The organism is Sphingomonas profundi, assembly GCF_009739515.1.
Lineage (GTDB): Bacteria > Pseudomonadota > Alphaproteobacteria > Sphingomonadales > Sphingomonadaceae > Alterirhizorhabdus > Alterirhizorhabdus profundi.
Map to the genome: position 1 here is coordinate 479,241 of NZ_CP046535.1, position 14,091 is coordinate 493,331.

Consider the following 14,091-nt stretch of genomic DNA (forward strand, 5'->3'; position numbering starts at 1 on the left):
CATGCGCGCGGGATATTAGCGCGGCCGGAATGTCCGAAGACCAGCGTTTCGGCCTCGCCCGCCGCGTCACCCTTGCCGATCCCCTCTCGCTGGACGGCGGCGGCACGCTGGCCCCGGTGGAAATCGGCTACGAAACCTATGGCGCGCCGAACGCGGACGGATCGAACGCGATCCTGATCTGCCACGCGCTGACCGGCGACCAGCACGTCGCCTCCGTCCACCCGCGCACCGGCAAGCCGGGCTGGTGGACGCGGATGGTGGGGCCGGGCAAGCCGATCGATCCGGCACGGCACTTCATCGTCTGCGCCAACGTGATCGGATCGTGCATGGGCTCCTCCGGCCCGGCGACGGTCGATCCGGCGACGGGCGCTCCATGGTCGATGCGGTTCCCGGTCATCACCATCCGCGACATGGTGCGGGCGCAGGCGATGCTGCTCGATCATCTCGGCATCGGCCGGTTGCAGGCGGTGATCGGCGGATCGATGGGCGGCATGCAGGTGCTGGAATGGGCCGCCACCTACCCGGCGCGCGTGCGATCGGTGGTGGTGATCGCGTCGGCCGCGCGCCACTCGGCCCAGAACATCGCCTTTCACGAGGTGGGGCGGCAGGCGATCATGGCCGATCCGCTGTGGCGCGGCGGCGACTATTATGCGGCCGGCGAGCCGCCGGCGGCCGGGCTGGCGGTGGCGCGCATGGCGGCGCACATCACCTATCTGTCGGAGGCGGGGCTGACCGAGAAGTTCGGCCGGCGGCTGCAGGCGCGGCCCGACAATCTGAACGGCGCCAAGAGCTTCGGCTTCGACGCCGATTTCCAGGTGGAGAGCTATCTGCGCCACCAGGGCATCAGTTTCGTCGATCGCTTCGATGCGAACAGCTACCTCTACATCACCCGCGCGATGGACTATTTCGATCTCGCCGAGGAGCATGGCGGCATGCTGGCCAACGCCTTCCGCGGGACGACGACGCGCTTCTGCCTCGTCTCCTTCGATACCGACTGGCTCTATCCCACGGCCGAGTCGCGCAGCGTGGTGCATGCGCTGAACGCGGCCGGCGCGGCGGTGAGCTTCGTCGAGCTCTCCTCGCCGTTCGGCCACGACGCCTTCCTGCTCGACGTGCCGGAGCTGAACCGCGTGGTGGACGGCTTCGTGCGGGCGGGCGAGGGATGAGCCGCGCGGCCCTGCTGCTGCTCGGCGGCGCGATGCTGGTCGCCGGCTGCGGGCGGCAGCCGGCGGCGTCAGGCGCGGCGCCGGAAGCATCACGGGACACTCCGGCCGTGGTCGCGATCCGCGTGTCGCCGTCCGATACGTCGCGCTACCGGGCCGTCGCCCGCCGCTGCGGCGCGGCCGGCGCGAAGCTGCAACGCTCCGGCGAGGCGACCCTGCTGGTCGTCGGGCTGGACAGCAGCGCCGCCGCGCGCGACTGCTTCTTCGCCGCCGCGGCGGCCGAGCATCGCCGGGCGCACCCGATCGCCGCCTTCATCGAGGGGCTGTTCCGGTGACGGCGCTGCGCCCCGATCTGGCGATCATCGCCGACCATGTGTCGCCCGGCGCCAAGGTGCTGGACGTGGGCTGCGGCGACGGCGAGCTGATGGCGGAGCTGCGCGCCAGGCGGCAGGTGGATGCGCGCGGCATCGAGCTGGACGGCGGCAACGTCTCCCGCGCGGTGGCGCGCGGGCTGTCGGTGGTGCAGGGCGACGCCGACACCGATCTCGCCAACTATCCCGCCCATGCCTTCGACTATGCGATCCTGAGCCAGACGCTGCAGACCGCCCGCGCGCCCGATCGCGTGCTGGAGGAGCTGCTGCGGATCGGCCGGCGGGCGTTCGTCTCCTTCCCGAACTTCGCCTACTGGCGCGTGCGCTGGAGCCTGCTGTGGCGGGGGCGGATGCCGGTGACGGCGGCGCTGCCGGTGAGCTGGTACGAGACGGAGAATATCCACCAGCTGACGGTGGACGACTTCCGCGCCTTCGTGGCCGAGCGCGGGATCGTGGTGGAGGAGGCGTGGTTCCTCAGCGGCGACCGGCGGACGAGCGCCGCCGCCGCCAACTTCCGCGCCGAACATGCGGTGTTCCTGCTGCGGCGATAAGCCGGGCGGGATCGTCCGCCGGATGCCGCAGGTCACAGCCGCGTCCGCGAATCCGGCTATTCCCGCCCGGCGCATGGCACGCCGCCATGCGAAACGAGGGAAGGCGGACCATGCGGACGATCATTTCTTTCCTGCTGCTGGCAACGGCGATCGGCGGCGTTGCCCATGCGCGCCCGCTGAACGACGTGACCACCACTTATTATGCCGACAAGGCCAAGACCAAGTGGATCGGATCGGTGGAGCTGACCTGCGGCGGCGGCATCATCAGCTTCGGCCGCAAGAGCGCCTTTTTCACCCGATCGAGCGATTCGTGCGCGCAGCACCGGGTGAAGCCGGATGCGGTGAGCCGTATCGCGCGGCATGGGCTGAACGCGCAGCAGGTCTGCTACGCCATGTGCTACCGTAAGTTCGGCCGGCCGGAAATGTGCCTGCCCGACGGCACCTGCCCGCAGCAGGAGGCGCTGGAGCAGTGCAACCAGTCGTGCGCCGACGTGCCCGACAGCCCGCCGGCGAACAACCGTTGAGCGGGATGCGGTAGGCGGGCGGCGCGCGGCCGGGCGGGCTCAGCCCCGCAGCCGCGCGCCCAGCTTCTCCGCCGCCTTGACGATCCGGGCGGAGACGGCGGCGAGGTCCGCCTCGGCGAAGCTCCTGTCGCCCGGTTGCAGCGTCACCTCGATCGCCAGCGACTTCTCGCCTTCGCCCACGCCGGCGCCGGTGAAGACGTCGAACAGGCGTGCGTCGGCGATGGCCGCCTTGTCGGCGCCGCGCACGGCGCGGACGAGATCGTCGGCCGGCAGATCGGCGGCGACGAGGAAGGCGAAGTCGCGCGTCACGGGCTGGAGCGCGGGCGGCGCATAGGCGGTGCGCATGCGCCCGCCCGCCCGCCGCGCCGGTATCGCATCAAGGAAGATCTCGCCGGCCATCACCGGGCCGGCGAGGTCGAACGCCTTCAGCGTCGCCGGGTGAAGCTCGCCGAACTCCGCCAGCACCGTCTTCGGCCCAAGCCGCAGCGAGGCGGAGCGGCCGGGATGGTAGACCGGCGACAGCGCCGCCATCACCTGCAGCCGATCGGCCGGTGCGCCGGCGGCGGCGAGCAGTGCGACCGCCTCCGCCTTGGCATCGAACGGCTCGAACGCGCGGGCCTTGCCGCCGCGCCAGTCCCGCGGGGTGCGATCGCCGGTCAGGACGAAGCCGAGCGTCGGCCGCTCCGCCTCCGCGCCGTAGCGGCGGCCGATCTCGAACAGGCGGATCTCGCCGGCGCCGCGATCGGCGTTGCGCCTGGCGGCCGCGATCAGGCCGGGCAGCAGCGAGGGGCGCATCACCTTCAGCGCCTCGCTGATCGGGTTCGCGAGCGTCCAGGCGCCGCCGCCGAACGGCGCTGCCTCCGCTTCGGACACGAAGCTCCACGTCACCGCCTCGTTCAGCCCCCGCGCGGCGGCGGCGCGGCGCACCCGCCGCTCCAGCGCCTGAGCGGGGGTGACGGTGGCCGCGGCGACGCCTTCCGCGCGCGGCAGCGGCGTCGCCGGGATCGCATCGATCCCCTCGATGCGGACGACCTCCTCGACCAGATCGGCCGGGCCCTCCACGTCGCGGCGCCAGCTGGGCGTGGTGGCGCACAGGCTGTGCCCATCGGCGCTGTTGGTGACGGCGAAGCCGAGTCGCGCGAGGATGTCGGCCTGCCGCTCCGCCGGCACAACGAGGCCGCCCAGCCGGGCGGTCAGGTCCGGATCGAACGGGATCGTCCGCTCGATCACCGGCGGCGCGCCGGCAGTGATCGTTTCGGATGCAGTGCCGCCGGCCAGTTCCAGCACCATCTGCGTCGCGATCGACAGGCCGTGGTGGAGGAAGGCGGGATCGACGCCGCGCTCGAACCGCGTGCGCGAATCGCTGGCGAGGCCGAGCGCCTGGCCGGTGCGGGCGATCGTCTCCGGATCGAAGAAGGCGCACTCGATCAGCACGTCGGTGGTCGCCTCGGTGACGCCGGAGGGCTCGCCGCCCATGATGCCGCCGATGCCCAGCACCGCCGCATCGTCGGCGATCACGGTGGCGGTGGCGGGCGGCGCGTACGTCTTGCCGTTCAGCGCCGCCAGCGTCTCGCCGGCACGCGCCTTGCGCGCGACGAGACCGCCGGAGAGCCGGGCCACGTCATAGACGTGGAGCGGGCGGCCGTGATCGAGCAGCACGTAGTTGGTGATGTCGACCAGCACCGAGATCGGCCGCTGGCCGACCGCCTTCAGCCGGGCGGACAGCCACTCGGGCGAGGGATCGTTGCGCACGCCGCGCACGACGCGGCCATAGAAGGCGGGGCAGCCCGCCTCGTCCTCGATGCGGATCGGCACCGGGCAGGGGAATGTGCCCGAGATGGCCGGCGCCGCCAGCGGCTTCAGCGTGCCGAGGCCCGCCGCCGCCAGATCGCGGGCGATGCCGCGCATGCCCATGCAATCCTGCCGGTTCGGCGTGATCGCGACGTCGATCACCGGATCGTCGAGCCCGGCATAGACGGCGTAGGGGGCGCCGACCGGCGCGTCTTCCGGCAGGTCGATGATGCCGTCATGCTCGTCGGAGAGCATCAGCTCGCGCATGGAGCACATCATCCCGCGGCTCTCCACGCCGCGGATCGCCGCCACCTTCAAGGTCACGTCCAGCCCGGGCACGTAGGTGCCGGGCGCGCCGAACACGCCGACCAGGCCCGCGCGCGCATTGGGGGCGCCGCACACGACCTGCAGCGGCGCGCCCTCGCCGGTGTCCACCGTCAGCACCTGCAGCTTGTCCGCCTGCGGGTGGCGATCGGCGGTGAGCACGCGGGCGATGGTGAAGGCGGCGAGCCGCTCCGCCGCATTCTCGACGCCCTCCACCTCCAGCCCGATGCGGGTGAGCGCGTCGACGATCGCGCCGAGCGTCGCATCGGTGTGGAGATGGTCCTTCAGCCAGGACAGGGTGAACTTCATGCGCCCACTCCCCCGCTCAGCGTAGGTACGTCGAGCGCGGCGAAGCCATAGTGGCGCAGCCAGCGCAGATCGCCGTCGAAGAAGGCGCGCAGATCGTCCATGCCGTATTTCAGCATCGCCAGCCGATCGATGCCGCAGCCGAAGGCGAAGCCCTGCCACTCGGCCGGATCGAGCCCGCAGGCGGCGATCACCTTGGGGTGGACCATGCCGGAGCCGAGTATCTCCATCCACCCGTCCGGCGTCGCCCCGCCGATGGTGCGACGGCCCTTGTCCAGCGTGTAGCCGACGTCGACCTCGGCCGAAGGCTCGGTGAACGGGAAATAGCTCGGCCGCAGGCGCAGGACGATGTCGTCACGCTCGAAATAGGCGCGGACGAACGTTTCCAGCGTCCACTTCAGGTGGCCCATGTGGATGCCGCGATCGATCACCAGCCCCTCCACCTGGTGGAACATCGGCGTGTGCGTGGCGTCGCTGTCCGACCGATAGGTGCGGCCGGGCGCGATGATGCGGATCGGCGGCGACGAGGACAGCATCGTGCGGATCTGCACCGGCGAGGTGTGGGTGCGCAGCAGCGTCCTGGTCTCGCGCTCGTCGGCGGTGCCGGCCTGCTTCGCGTTCTGCCCCTCCCGCAGGTAGAAGGTGTCGTGCATCGCCCGCGCCGGATGGCTCTCGGGAATGTTGAGCGCGGTGAAATTATGCCAGTCGGTCTCGATCTCCGGCCCGGTGGCGACGGCGAAGCCGAGATCGGCGAAAATCTCGGCAAGCTCGTCCATCACCTGGCTGACCGGGTGGATCGAGCCTTGCGCGCCGGTGCCGACGGGCAGGGTCATGTCCACCCGCTCAGCCGCCAGGCGCGCGTCGAGCGCGGCGGCCTCCAGCGCCACCTTGCGCGCGGCGATGGCATCGCTCACCTCGGTGCGCAGGCCCTGGATCAGCGGCGCCTGGCGCTGCCGCTCGTCCGGCGCCATGCCGCCGAGCGTCTTCATCAGCGCGGCGATCCCGCTCTGCTTGCCCAGCGCCTTCACCCGCACGGCCTCGATCGTGTCGAGGCTGTCGGCGGCGGCGGCCTCGGCGAGGAGGGTGGCCCTGATGCTGTCGAGATCGGTCATGCTTTCCGTCTTCGTTGTTCGGCGCGGCCATAGGCCGAACCGTGCCGCAAACGCAAAGGGGCGCGGAAGGCTGGTGCCGTCCGCGCCCCTGAGCGTCGGTCTGCCGCTCCGTCAGGCCGCTACGCGGGCGCCTTCCGGCAGGGCGGCCTTCGCCTGCGCGACGATGGTGCTGAACGCCTCACCCTCGTGCATGGCGATATCGGCCAGCACCTTGCGGTCCAGCTCCACGCCGGCCAGCTTCAGGCCGTGCATGAACACGCCGTAGGTGAGCCCCTCGGCACGAACCGCGGCGTTGATGCGCTGGATCCAGAGCGCGCGGAAGCTGCGCTTCTTCACCTTCCGGTCGCGATAGGCGTACTGGCCGGCCTTCTCGACCGCCTGCTTGGCGATGCGGATCGTGTTCTTGCGGCGGCCGTAATAGCCCTTCGCCTGATCGAGAACCCGCTTGTGCTTGGCGTGGGTGGTTACACCCCTCTTGACGCGTGCCATCCGTCAGTTCCTTCTCAACGCAGGCCGTAGGGGGCCCAGAGCTTCACCCGCGCCGTATCGGCGTCGGCGAGCACGTCGGTCCCGCGGTTCTGGCGGATATATTTCGCGTTGTGCGAGATCAGGCGGTGGCGCTTGCCGGCGACACCGTGCTTGATCTTGCCGGTGGCGGTAAGCTTGAACCGCTTCTTCACCCCCGACTTCGTCTTGAGCTTGGGCATTTTCGTCTCCTGTATGCGACGTTGAAGACCGCCACGGCAGCCCACACTGGCCGGGCGGTCCATCGGATCGCGGAAGGGCGCGCCTATACGGGCGAACGCGGGCCTTGGCAACCGGACTCCGCAGCGGCGGCGTGGCGGCGATCGCGTCGTTTCGGAACCGTCCGCAACCGGCGGGGTTTGATGCCCCATGGCCGATATCCCGCTCTCCGCCGATCGACCCGCGCCGCCGCCCGAACCCCGGCGGCCCGCAAGCCCGGCGGGGCGCGATCCGGCGCGCACCGCCGTCGCCACCGGCGTCTCGATCCTGGCGGTGCTGATAGGCCTGCTGTTTCTTGTGTGGCTGGTGCTGTTCATCACCAAGGGCCGCTTCCTGAAGCCCACGTTCGAGCGGATCGCCAGCAGCGCGACCGAACGGCGGGTGCGGGTGGCGGGCGACTTCCAGTTCTACTTCGACTTCATCGACATCAAGTTCCTGGCGGACGGCCTCACCGTCTCAAACCCCGCCTGGGCTCCCCGGCCCAACTTCTTCGAGTCGCGCCATATCGAGACGCGGGTGAAGACGTTTCCGCTGATCTTCGGCAAGCGCCGGGCGGAGTTCCTGGTGCTGGACGGCGGCAACGTGGATGCCGAGTGGGACAAGCAGCGCCGCAACACCTGGACCTTCGGCGATCCGAACGCGAAAGGCGCCCCGTTCCAGTGGCCCGTCATCGATCGCGCGATCGTGACCGGCACGACGGCGCGCTACGTTGATCCCGCGCTGCTGCTGGAGACCGACATCAAGGTGGATACGGTGCGCGCGAGCGGCACCACGATCACCGACAATCGCATCAACTTTTCCGGCGATGGCACGCTGCGCGGCAAGCGCTTCACGATGAACGGCGGCATCCTCTCGCCGAACAGCACCGTCACCTTCGGGCGGACGAAGCTGGTGATGCACGCCCAGTCCGGCCCCACGCTGCTGGATCTGAACGGCGTGCTGCCGGCGGCGACACAGATCGAGGGATCGGACCTGAACCTCACGGTGCGCGGGCCGAACCTGCGGCTGCTGTTCGATTTCCTCGGCGTCGCCGTGCCGGATACGCGCCGCTACCGCTTCAACTCCAAGCTCACCAAGGTGGGCGGGGAGTGGCGCTTCACCCGCCTGAACGGCTTCTTCGGTGCCAGCGACCTGGCCGGCGACATGACGATCTCGCTGCCGAACGACCGGCTGAAGATCGCCGCGAACCTGAACTCGCGCTCGGTCGACATCGTCGATATCGGCCCGTTCATCGGCTACGAGCCGAATGCGCTCGCCGCCAAGGGCGCCACTGCCGCCGTGGCGCAGACGGGCGCGGCACCGCGCATCATCCCGGACGCGCCGCTGCGGATCGAGCAGATCAAGATTTTCGACGCGCATGTGAACTACAAGGTGCGCGACGTGAAGCAGCCGTTCGTGCCGGTATCGAACATCGCCCTCACCTTCGATCTCGATCACAGCCTGATGAAGCTCTCGCCGCTGACGATGGACATCGCCGACGCGGGCCATCTCGCCTCCGACATATCGATCAACGCGCGCGTGCCGGCGGTGCTTACGGACTATAACATCCGCCTCTCGCCGACGCCGCTGAACAAGCTGTTCCGCAAGTCCGGCGTGTTCAACTCGGGCACGTCGGGCACGATCAAGGCGCGCATCCAGATGAAGGGCACCGGCGACACGGTGCGCGAGTCGCTCGCCAGCTCCAACGGGCGGATCGCGATCATCCTGCCGCGCGGCACCTTCTGGACCCAATATGTCCAGCTGGCCGAGTTCGACATCGGCCTGTTCCTGCAGAAGCTGCTGCAGGACCAGCTGAAGAAGCCGATCGAGGTGAATTGCGGCCTGATCGCCTTCACCGTGCGGGATGGCGTGGCCGCCGCTGATCCGGTGCTGATCGATACCGACAAGAATGTGATGACCGCCAAGGGCGGCTTCAGCTTCAAGGACGAATCGATGAACCTCGCCTTCCGCGCGGACGGCAAGAAGTTCAGCCTGTTCTCCGGCCAGTCCCCGGTCGGCATCAACGGCCATTTCGCGGCCCCTGGCTACCAGCTGATCACGCCGCAGCTGCTGGCGCGCGGCGGTGCGGCACTGGCGCTGGGTGTGGTGGCGAGCCCGATCGGCGCGGTGCTGGCCTTCGTCGATCCGGGTGACGCGAAGGATGCGGCGTGCGGGCCGGTGCTCTCCGGCGCACGGGCCGGCGCGCAGCGGACGACCGAAGGCGAGCCGCGCAAGGACGTCGGCACCGGCAAGGGCCCGGATGCCCAGCCGGCGAAGAAGAAGAAGTTCCTCGGCATCTTCTGAGCGACGGGCCGAGAACGCGGCCGGTCGCTCAGAAGGCTGCACATGCCGCTCTGTGTCGCGTGGATCCTGAAACGAGCTCAGGACGATGCAGTCCGTGATTGAGCGAAAGCGACGCCCGCCTCACACATAGCCGAACGGTTCGGTCGATCGCTTCACCAGCAGGCGCCCGGCGGGATCGAGCGAGGCGCCGAAGTGGAGGCCGTCGTCGTGGCCGACATCGACATTTTCGGCGATGCCCCTGTCCGGCAGGGCGATCGTCAGCGCCTTCGTCTCCGCCGGCACGGTGACGGTCAGCTCGCGGGCGAGGCCGATCTGGGTGCGGGTGGAGACATGCTCCAGATGCTCGTGCGTGCGGCCGCCGGCCGAGATCGTGACGGTATCGTCCTTGAAGCCGTCCTGTAGCGCCAGGGTAAAGGTGCGTGTGTCGGCCATGTTCGTAATCCCCGTTCGTGAAATGATGTCGCCCGCGCCAGCTACGGCGCGGGCGACACCGTGGTTGCGATGGTTCAGGCGCTGAGACCCTGCGCCTTGATCGCCAGTGTGCGCTGCATCTCCGGGCTGAGATCGAAGCCGCCGGTCGCGGCGCCCGCGCGCATCGGCGCCAGCGCCATGCGGGCGTCGTCGGTGCCGCCGTCCAGCGCCGCCGCGAGCTTGGGCGCCACGCGGATGAAGCGGGTATGGCCGACGGCGTTCACCGCCGCGTCCGCGCCGCCCTGGGTAGCGACGGCGAGCAGCCGCGCCGCCTCCGCCTTGTCCGGCCCGTAGACCTCCACCCGCCGCGCCGCCTCGACCGGCGCCTCGCCCGGCTTCGCCGTCTCGTCCACCGTCAGCAGCTTGAACTCGGTGGCGAGCGGCCCGGCCAGCGCGACCGCCGCCTGCCGGGCGGCCGGATGATCGCCGAGCGCCACGACGGCGTTGAGCGCCGCCACCGCCGGCTCCACGCCGCGCGTGCCGTTCACGGCGAGCACCTGGCCCACCTCCGGCGTGAACAGATCCTGCGCGATCCGCTCCTCCTGCCGGCTCGTCGGCGGTGCGACCTTCACCTCCAGCCGGTTCGAGAAGACGGCGCGGCCGTCCACCCGCAGCATCGCCTGGACGATGTAGCGGCCCGGCTCGGCCATGTCCCAGCCGTTGCGCCCCGCGCCGACGAGCACACTGTCGTAGAGCGCCTCGCCCGTGCCGAGGATGATGTCCTCGCCCTCGCCGCAGTGGCGCGAGAAGGGCATCCACTGGCGCGCCGGCCTGCCGTCCTTCTTGATGATGAGGGTCAGGTCGTCCCGCTCCGACAGGCGCGCGGCGGGCACCATGCGGGCGCGGCCGCTGCGGTTGGCCAGCGCCATCTCCACCACCGGCGGCAGCAGATAGGGCAGGCTGTCGTCCCTGGTGGCGTTGATCGAGAGGGTGAGGGCGAACTCGTCGTTGGTGTCGAGGATCGACTGCTCGAAGCCGTGATGATCGAACCAGTCGGCATTGCCCATCTCGACGAAGCGTTCCGGCGCGTGGCGCATGAACAGCAGCTCGGCATCGGTGAAGCGGAACGGGAAGTCGGCGAAGAAGGCCGACTGGCCGCCCGCCACGTTGTACGGGTAGTTCATGAAGCTGCGCGCCTCCGGATCGTTGGCGAGCGCGATCCACGGCGTGCCGAGCGCCTTCTGCCAGCTGTGGGCGAGGTTGAAGGCGTGGCCCATCTCGTGCGCCGCCGTCCAGAAGCGCATCCGCCGCACCCAGGCATCGGGCGCGGCATCGCCGGCGGGGGCGTTGGCGATGAACGCCTCGGTGAAGATCGCCGTGCCCTGGCGGTGGTTCGGCCCGATATCGTCGAACATGATGCCGCCCAGGTTGGTGCCCTGTTCGTGCAGCGCGGCGAACAGCACCCACAGGTTCCACTGCGCCTTGTTCGCGAAGCGGGACCAGTAGATCTGCATCGCATCGTGCATCTCCTGGTCGCTCCAGCGCTGGTCGGCGCCGGCCTTGCTCAGCGGCACCGACCCGCTGCCCGGGGAGATGGTGGCATCGAAGCCGGCGCGGCGGTAGACGGTCTGCAGGCTCAGCGTCTCGCTGGCGATCGTCGCCGGGCGGTTCGGGTGATCGAACGTCTTGATCTCGGTGACGGCATGGGCGCCGGGAACCGTATCGAACTCGAACTCGACCGGGTGGAAGTAGCTGGACGACCACATGTAGGTGCGGGTGAAGCTGGCGGCGCTGCCGCCGGAGAAGGTCGCCTCCACCTTGCGCTGGCCCAGCAGCAGGCTGCGGGTGACTTTCAGCGCGATGCTGGTGTGCGGCACGGCGGCGACGTTGCCGTCCTTGAACCAGATCGGGCCGGAATAGGTGTTGGTGCCCGTCTTGGTCAGCGAGGCGACCCAGCTGGCGACGGCGGTGAACAGGTTGGAGCGGGTGCCGCTGACCGTCATCTGCGGATACCGGCCGTCTATGTCGAGCCGCAGCTGCTCGCGCTGGTACAGGGTGAGGGCGCTGACATCGTCGTCGTAGACGAGGTCGGCCGCCTCGTGTCCGCCGGGCAGCGGTTTGGGGACGGGCAGCGGCAGCGGCAGCGGCAGCGGGTTCGGCAGCCGGATCGTGCGGGTGAAGGTGTAGAGGCCGCTGGCGGTGAGCAGGAACGGGATGTTCGGCACCGGCCGCGGCACGGGCAGCGGGCGCGGCAGATCGACGGCGTCGCTGTCGATCTGAAAGTCGGCGTCCAGCGCCGCGTCATAGTCGGTCGGATCATAATCGGCGGTCATCGCAACTCTCCTCGGGGAAGGAGCGAGCGCCGTGGACGATCGTCGCCCATGTGCCGCCCCGCCTTGCCGGATCGCATCGCCGCCGTGAAGCGAGCGGCATCGTAGCGTGAAAATCGCGTGAAAAGCGCCGACCGTATAGTTGCCATCAGGGATCCACCATTACGGTGGCGAAAATGACGGTATTTGTCCCGTCGAAAGTACGGTCTTGTCTTCCTCGTAAGCTTTTGTTTACGCATTCTGCTTGATGAGCATAAGGGCAGGGGGCTGAAAGGTCGCCCGCCTTCGGGGGGAGGGGCACATGCACGAAACCGATCTTGCCTATTACGATCGCCGCCTAGATCAGGAGACGCGTCTCGCCGACAGCGCGCGCACGCCGGAAGCGGCGGCCGTCCACCGCATGCTGGCGCAGATCTACGCCGAGCAGGTGCGGCGTCTGCGCGCGAACGGCCCGCGCCTCACGATCGTGCCGCGCGACGAGGAGCCGGTGCGGCGCGCCGCCGCGTGAGCGGAATAGCTGAACGAATATAACGGCTTGGATATGGCCGGCGACCATCTTCGCGTGGGCGGCGGCGGAACCGATCGGGCGGCGTTGCTTTCTTCGCGATAGCCACGCACGCGCGCCGAAGGAACCGCCATGGACAGCATCGAGCTTGACCCCGCCATCGATCGCGGCGGCGCCATGCAGCGCATCGCGATCAGCCTGACGATCAACGGCACGCCCCGCCGCTTCTCCATCGAGCCATGGACGACTCTGCTGGACCTGCTGCGCGAGCAGGAGGGCCTGACCGGCACCAAGAAGGGCTGCGATCACGGCCAGTGCGGCGCCTGCACCGTGCTGATCGACGGCAAGCGGATCAACAGCTGCCTCGCGCTCGCCGTATCGCGCGACGGCGCCGACATCGTGACGGTGGAGGGGCTGGCGGACGGCGATGCGCTGCACCCGCTGCAGCAGGCGTTCATCGATCATGACGCTTTCCAGTGCGGCTATTGCACGCCGGGGCAGATCTGCTCCGCCCAGGGCCTCATCAACGAGGGGCGGGCGACGAGCCGAGACGAGGTGCGCGAGATGATGAGCGGCAATCTCTGCCGCTGCGGCGCCTATACGAACATCACCGATGCGGTGCTGGACGTGATCGGCCGGGAGACGGCGCGATGAACCGCTTCGCCTATGCCCGCCCGACCGACCTTGCCACCGCCGTGAAGGAGGGACGGCCGCAGTCCGTGCGCTATCTGGCGGGCGGCACCAACCTGGTCGACCTCATGAAGGAGGATGTCGAGCGGCCGGAGCGGATCGTCGACATCAACGGCCTGCCGCTGCGCGCGATCGAGGAGCGCGAGGACGGCGGCCTGCGGCTGGGCGCGCTGGCGACGAACGCGGACACCGCGTGGGACGCGCGGGTGGAGGAACGCTACCCGCTGCTCGCCTCCGCAATCATGGCGGGCGCCAGCCCGCAGCTGCGCAACGCGGCGACCAACGGCGGCAACCTGAACCAGCGCACGCGCTGCTATTATTTCTACGATACGGCGACCCCGTGCAACAAGCGCGCGCCGGGATCGGGCTGCGGCGCGATCGGCGGGGTGAACCGCATCCACGCCATATTGGGCGCGAGCGCCGCCTGCATCGCGACCCATCCGTCCGACATGTGCGTCGCGCTGGCGGCGCTGGACGCGACCGTGCAGGTGACGGGGCCGGACGGCACGCGGGCGATCCCGATCGCCGACTATCACCGTCTGCCCGGCGCGGAGCCGTGGCGGGACAATAACCTGCAACCCGGCGAGCTGGTGACCGCGATCGACCTGCCGGCGGATACGTTCGCCGAGAATTACACGTATCTGAAGCTGCGCGATCGCCTGTCCTACGCCTTCGCCCTCGTCTCCGTGGCGGTGGCGATGCGGCTGGAGGAGGGACGCATCGCCGAGGCGCGGGTGGCGCTGGGCGGCGTGGCGCACAAGCCGTGGCGCGTGCCCAATGCCGAGAGCCTGCTGCGCGGCGAGGTGCCGACGCAGAACGCCTTTCTGGCCGCCGCCCACGCGATCACCGAAGGCGCGGTGGGGCAGGGCGACAACGGCTTCAAGATCGCGCTGGCCCGCAAGGCGATCGTGCGGGCGCTGGCGCAGGCGGCGGCCGGCACGCCGCAGTCGCAGACCGACAAGCGCGTCGCCTGAGGAGAGATGGAC

At 69.7% G+C, this 14,091-nt stretch carries 14 protein-coding genes; 8 read left to right on the plus strand and 6 right to left on the minus strand.

Going from position 1 to position 14,091, the window contains the following annotated elements:
- The first annotated feature begins 29 nt into the window (after nucleotides 1-29).
- The 4 genes from metX to GNT64_RS02255 all read left to right on the plus strand — a co-directional run bounded on the left by metX (nucleotide 30) and on the right by GNT64_RS02255 (nucleotide 2,609).
- Entirely contained in the window at nucleotides 30-1,166 is a 1,137-nt protein-coding gene (gene metX / locus GNT64_RS02240; RefSeq protein WP_156678037.1) for a homoserine O-acetyltransferase MetX, read from the plus strand.
- Complete coding sequence (locus GNT64_RS02245) at nucleotides 1,163-1,498, plus strand: hypothetical protein (protein WP_156678038.1); 336 nt, start codon at nucleotides 1,163-1,165, stop codon at nucleotides 1,496-1,498. The genes metX and GNT64_RS02245 overlap by 4 nt, the downstream gene beginning before the upstream one ends.
- Complete coding sequence (gene metW / locus GNT64_RS02250) at nucleotides 1,495-2,085, plus strand: methionine biosynthesis protein MetW (protein ID WP_156678039.1); 591 nt, start codon at nucleotides 1,495-1,497, stop codon at nucleotides 2,083-2,085. The genes GNT64_RS02245 and metW overlap by 4 nt, the downstream gene beginning before the upstream one ends.
- Before the next feature lie 110 nt (nucleotides 2,086-2,195).
- Nucleotides 2,196-2,609, plus strand: coding sequence for a hypothetical protein (locus GNT64_RS02255; protein ID WP_156678040.1), 414 nt, complete (start codon nucleotides 2,196-2,198; stop codon nucleotides 2,607-2,609).
- A 39-nt stretch (nucleotides 2,610-2,648) separates the two neighbouring features.
- On the opposite strand, the gene pheT is transcribed toward GNT64_RS02255, so the two are convergent.
- From pheT to rpmI, 4 genes are all read right to left on the minus strand, one after another.
- Nucleotides 2,649-5,033 (minus strand): phenylalanine--tRNA ligase subunit beta, encoded by a 2,385-nt coding sequence (gene pheT, locus GNT64_RS02260; protein ID WP_156678041.1) that lies wholly within the window; start codon nucleotides 5,031-5,033, stop codon nucleotides 2,649-2,651.
- Nucleotides 5,030-6,142 carry a phenylalanine--tRNA ligase subunit alpha gene (gene pheS, locus GNT64_RS02265; RefSeq protein WP_156678042.1) on the minus strand — a complete coding sequence of 371 codons (1,113 nt, stop codon included), beginning with the start codon at nucleotides 6,140-6,142 and terminating at the stop codon, nucleotides 5,030-5,032. The genes pheT and pheS overlap by 4 nt, the downstream gene beginning before the upstream one ends.
- 111 nt (nucleotides 6,143-6,253) lie before the next feature.
- Nucleotides 6,254-6,631: a 50S ribosomal protein L20 gene (gene rplT, locus GNT64_RS02270; RefSeq protein WP_156678043.1), complete on the minus strand. Its 378-nt coding sequence runs from the start codon at nucleotides 6,629-6,631 to the stop codon at nucleotides 6,254-6,256.
- 14 nt (nucleotides 6,632-6,645) lie between these two features.
- On the minus strand, nucleotides 6,646-6,849 hold the full coding sequence (rpmI, locus tag GNT64_RS02275; protein ID WP_156678044.1) for a 50S ribosomal protein L35: 204 nt from the start codon (nucleotides 6,847-6,849) through the stop codon (nucleotides 6,646-6,648).
- A 187-nt stretch (nucleotides 6,850-7,036) separates the two neighbouring features.
- Between rpmI and GNT64_RS02280 the strand changes: the two genes are divergently transcribed.
- On the plus strand, nucleotides 7,037-9,169 hold the full coding sequence (locus tag GNT64_RS02280; protein WP_156678045.1) for an AsmA family protein: 2,133 nt from the start codon (nucleotides 7,037-7,039) through the stop codon (nucleotides 9,167-9,169).
- 120 nt (nucleotides 9,170-9,289) lie between these two features.
- Here the strand turns inward: GNT64_RS02280 and GNT64_RS02285 are convergent, their stop codons facing one another.
- Nucleotides 9,290-9,601, minus strand: a complete 312-nt coding sequence (locus GNT64_RS02285) for a hypothetical protein (RefSeq protein ID WP_156678046.1) — start codon at nucleotides 9,599-9,601, stop codon at nucleotides 9,290-9,292.
- Nucleotides 9,602-9,675: 74 nt separating this feature from the next.
- Nucleotides 9,676-11,913 carry a zinc metalloprotease gene (locus GNT64_RS02290; RefSeq protein ID WP_156678047.1) on the minus strand — a complete coding sequence of 746 codons (2,238 nt, stop codon included), beginning with the start codon at nucleotides 11,911-11,913 and terminating at the stop codon, nucleotides 9,676-9,678.
- Nucleotides 11,914-12,211: 298 nt separating this feature from the next.
- Between GNT64_RS02290 and GNT64_RS02295 the strand changes: the two genes are divergently transcribed.
- The 3 genes from GNT64_RS02295 to GNT64_RS02305 all read left to right on the plus strand — a co-directional run bounded on the left by GNT64_RS02295 (nucleotide 12,212) and on the right by GNT64_RS02305 (nucleotide 14,079).
- Nucleotides 12,212-12,418, plus strand: coding sequence for a hypothetical protein (locus GNT64_RS02295; protein WP_156678048.1), 207 nt, complete (start codon nucleotides 12,212-12,214; stop codon nucleotides 12,416-12,418).
- A 129-nt stretch (nucleotides 12,419-12,547) separates the two neighbouring features.
- Nucleotides 12,548-13,069, plus strand: coding sequence for a (2Fe-2S)-binding protein (locus GNT64_RS02300; protein WP_156678049.1), 522 nt, complete (start codon nucleotides 12,548-12,550; stop codon nucleotides 13,067-13,069).
- Nucleotides 13,066-14,079 (plus strand): FAD binding domain-containing protein, encoded by a 1,014-nt coding sequence (locus GNT64_RS02305; RefSeq protein ID WP_156678050.1) that lies wholly within the window; start codon nucleotides 13,066-13,068, stop codon nucleotides 14,077-14,079. Before GNT64_RS02300 ends, GNT64_RS02305 begins: the two co-directional genes overlap by 4 nt.
- Nucleotides 14,080-14,091: the final 12 nt, after the last annotated feature.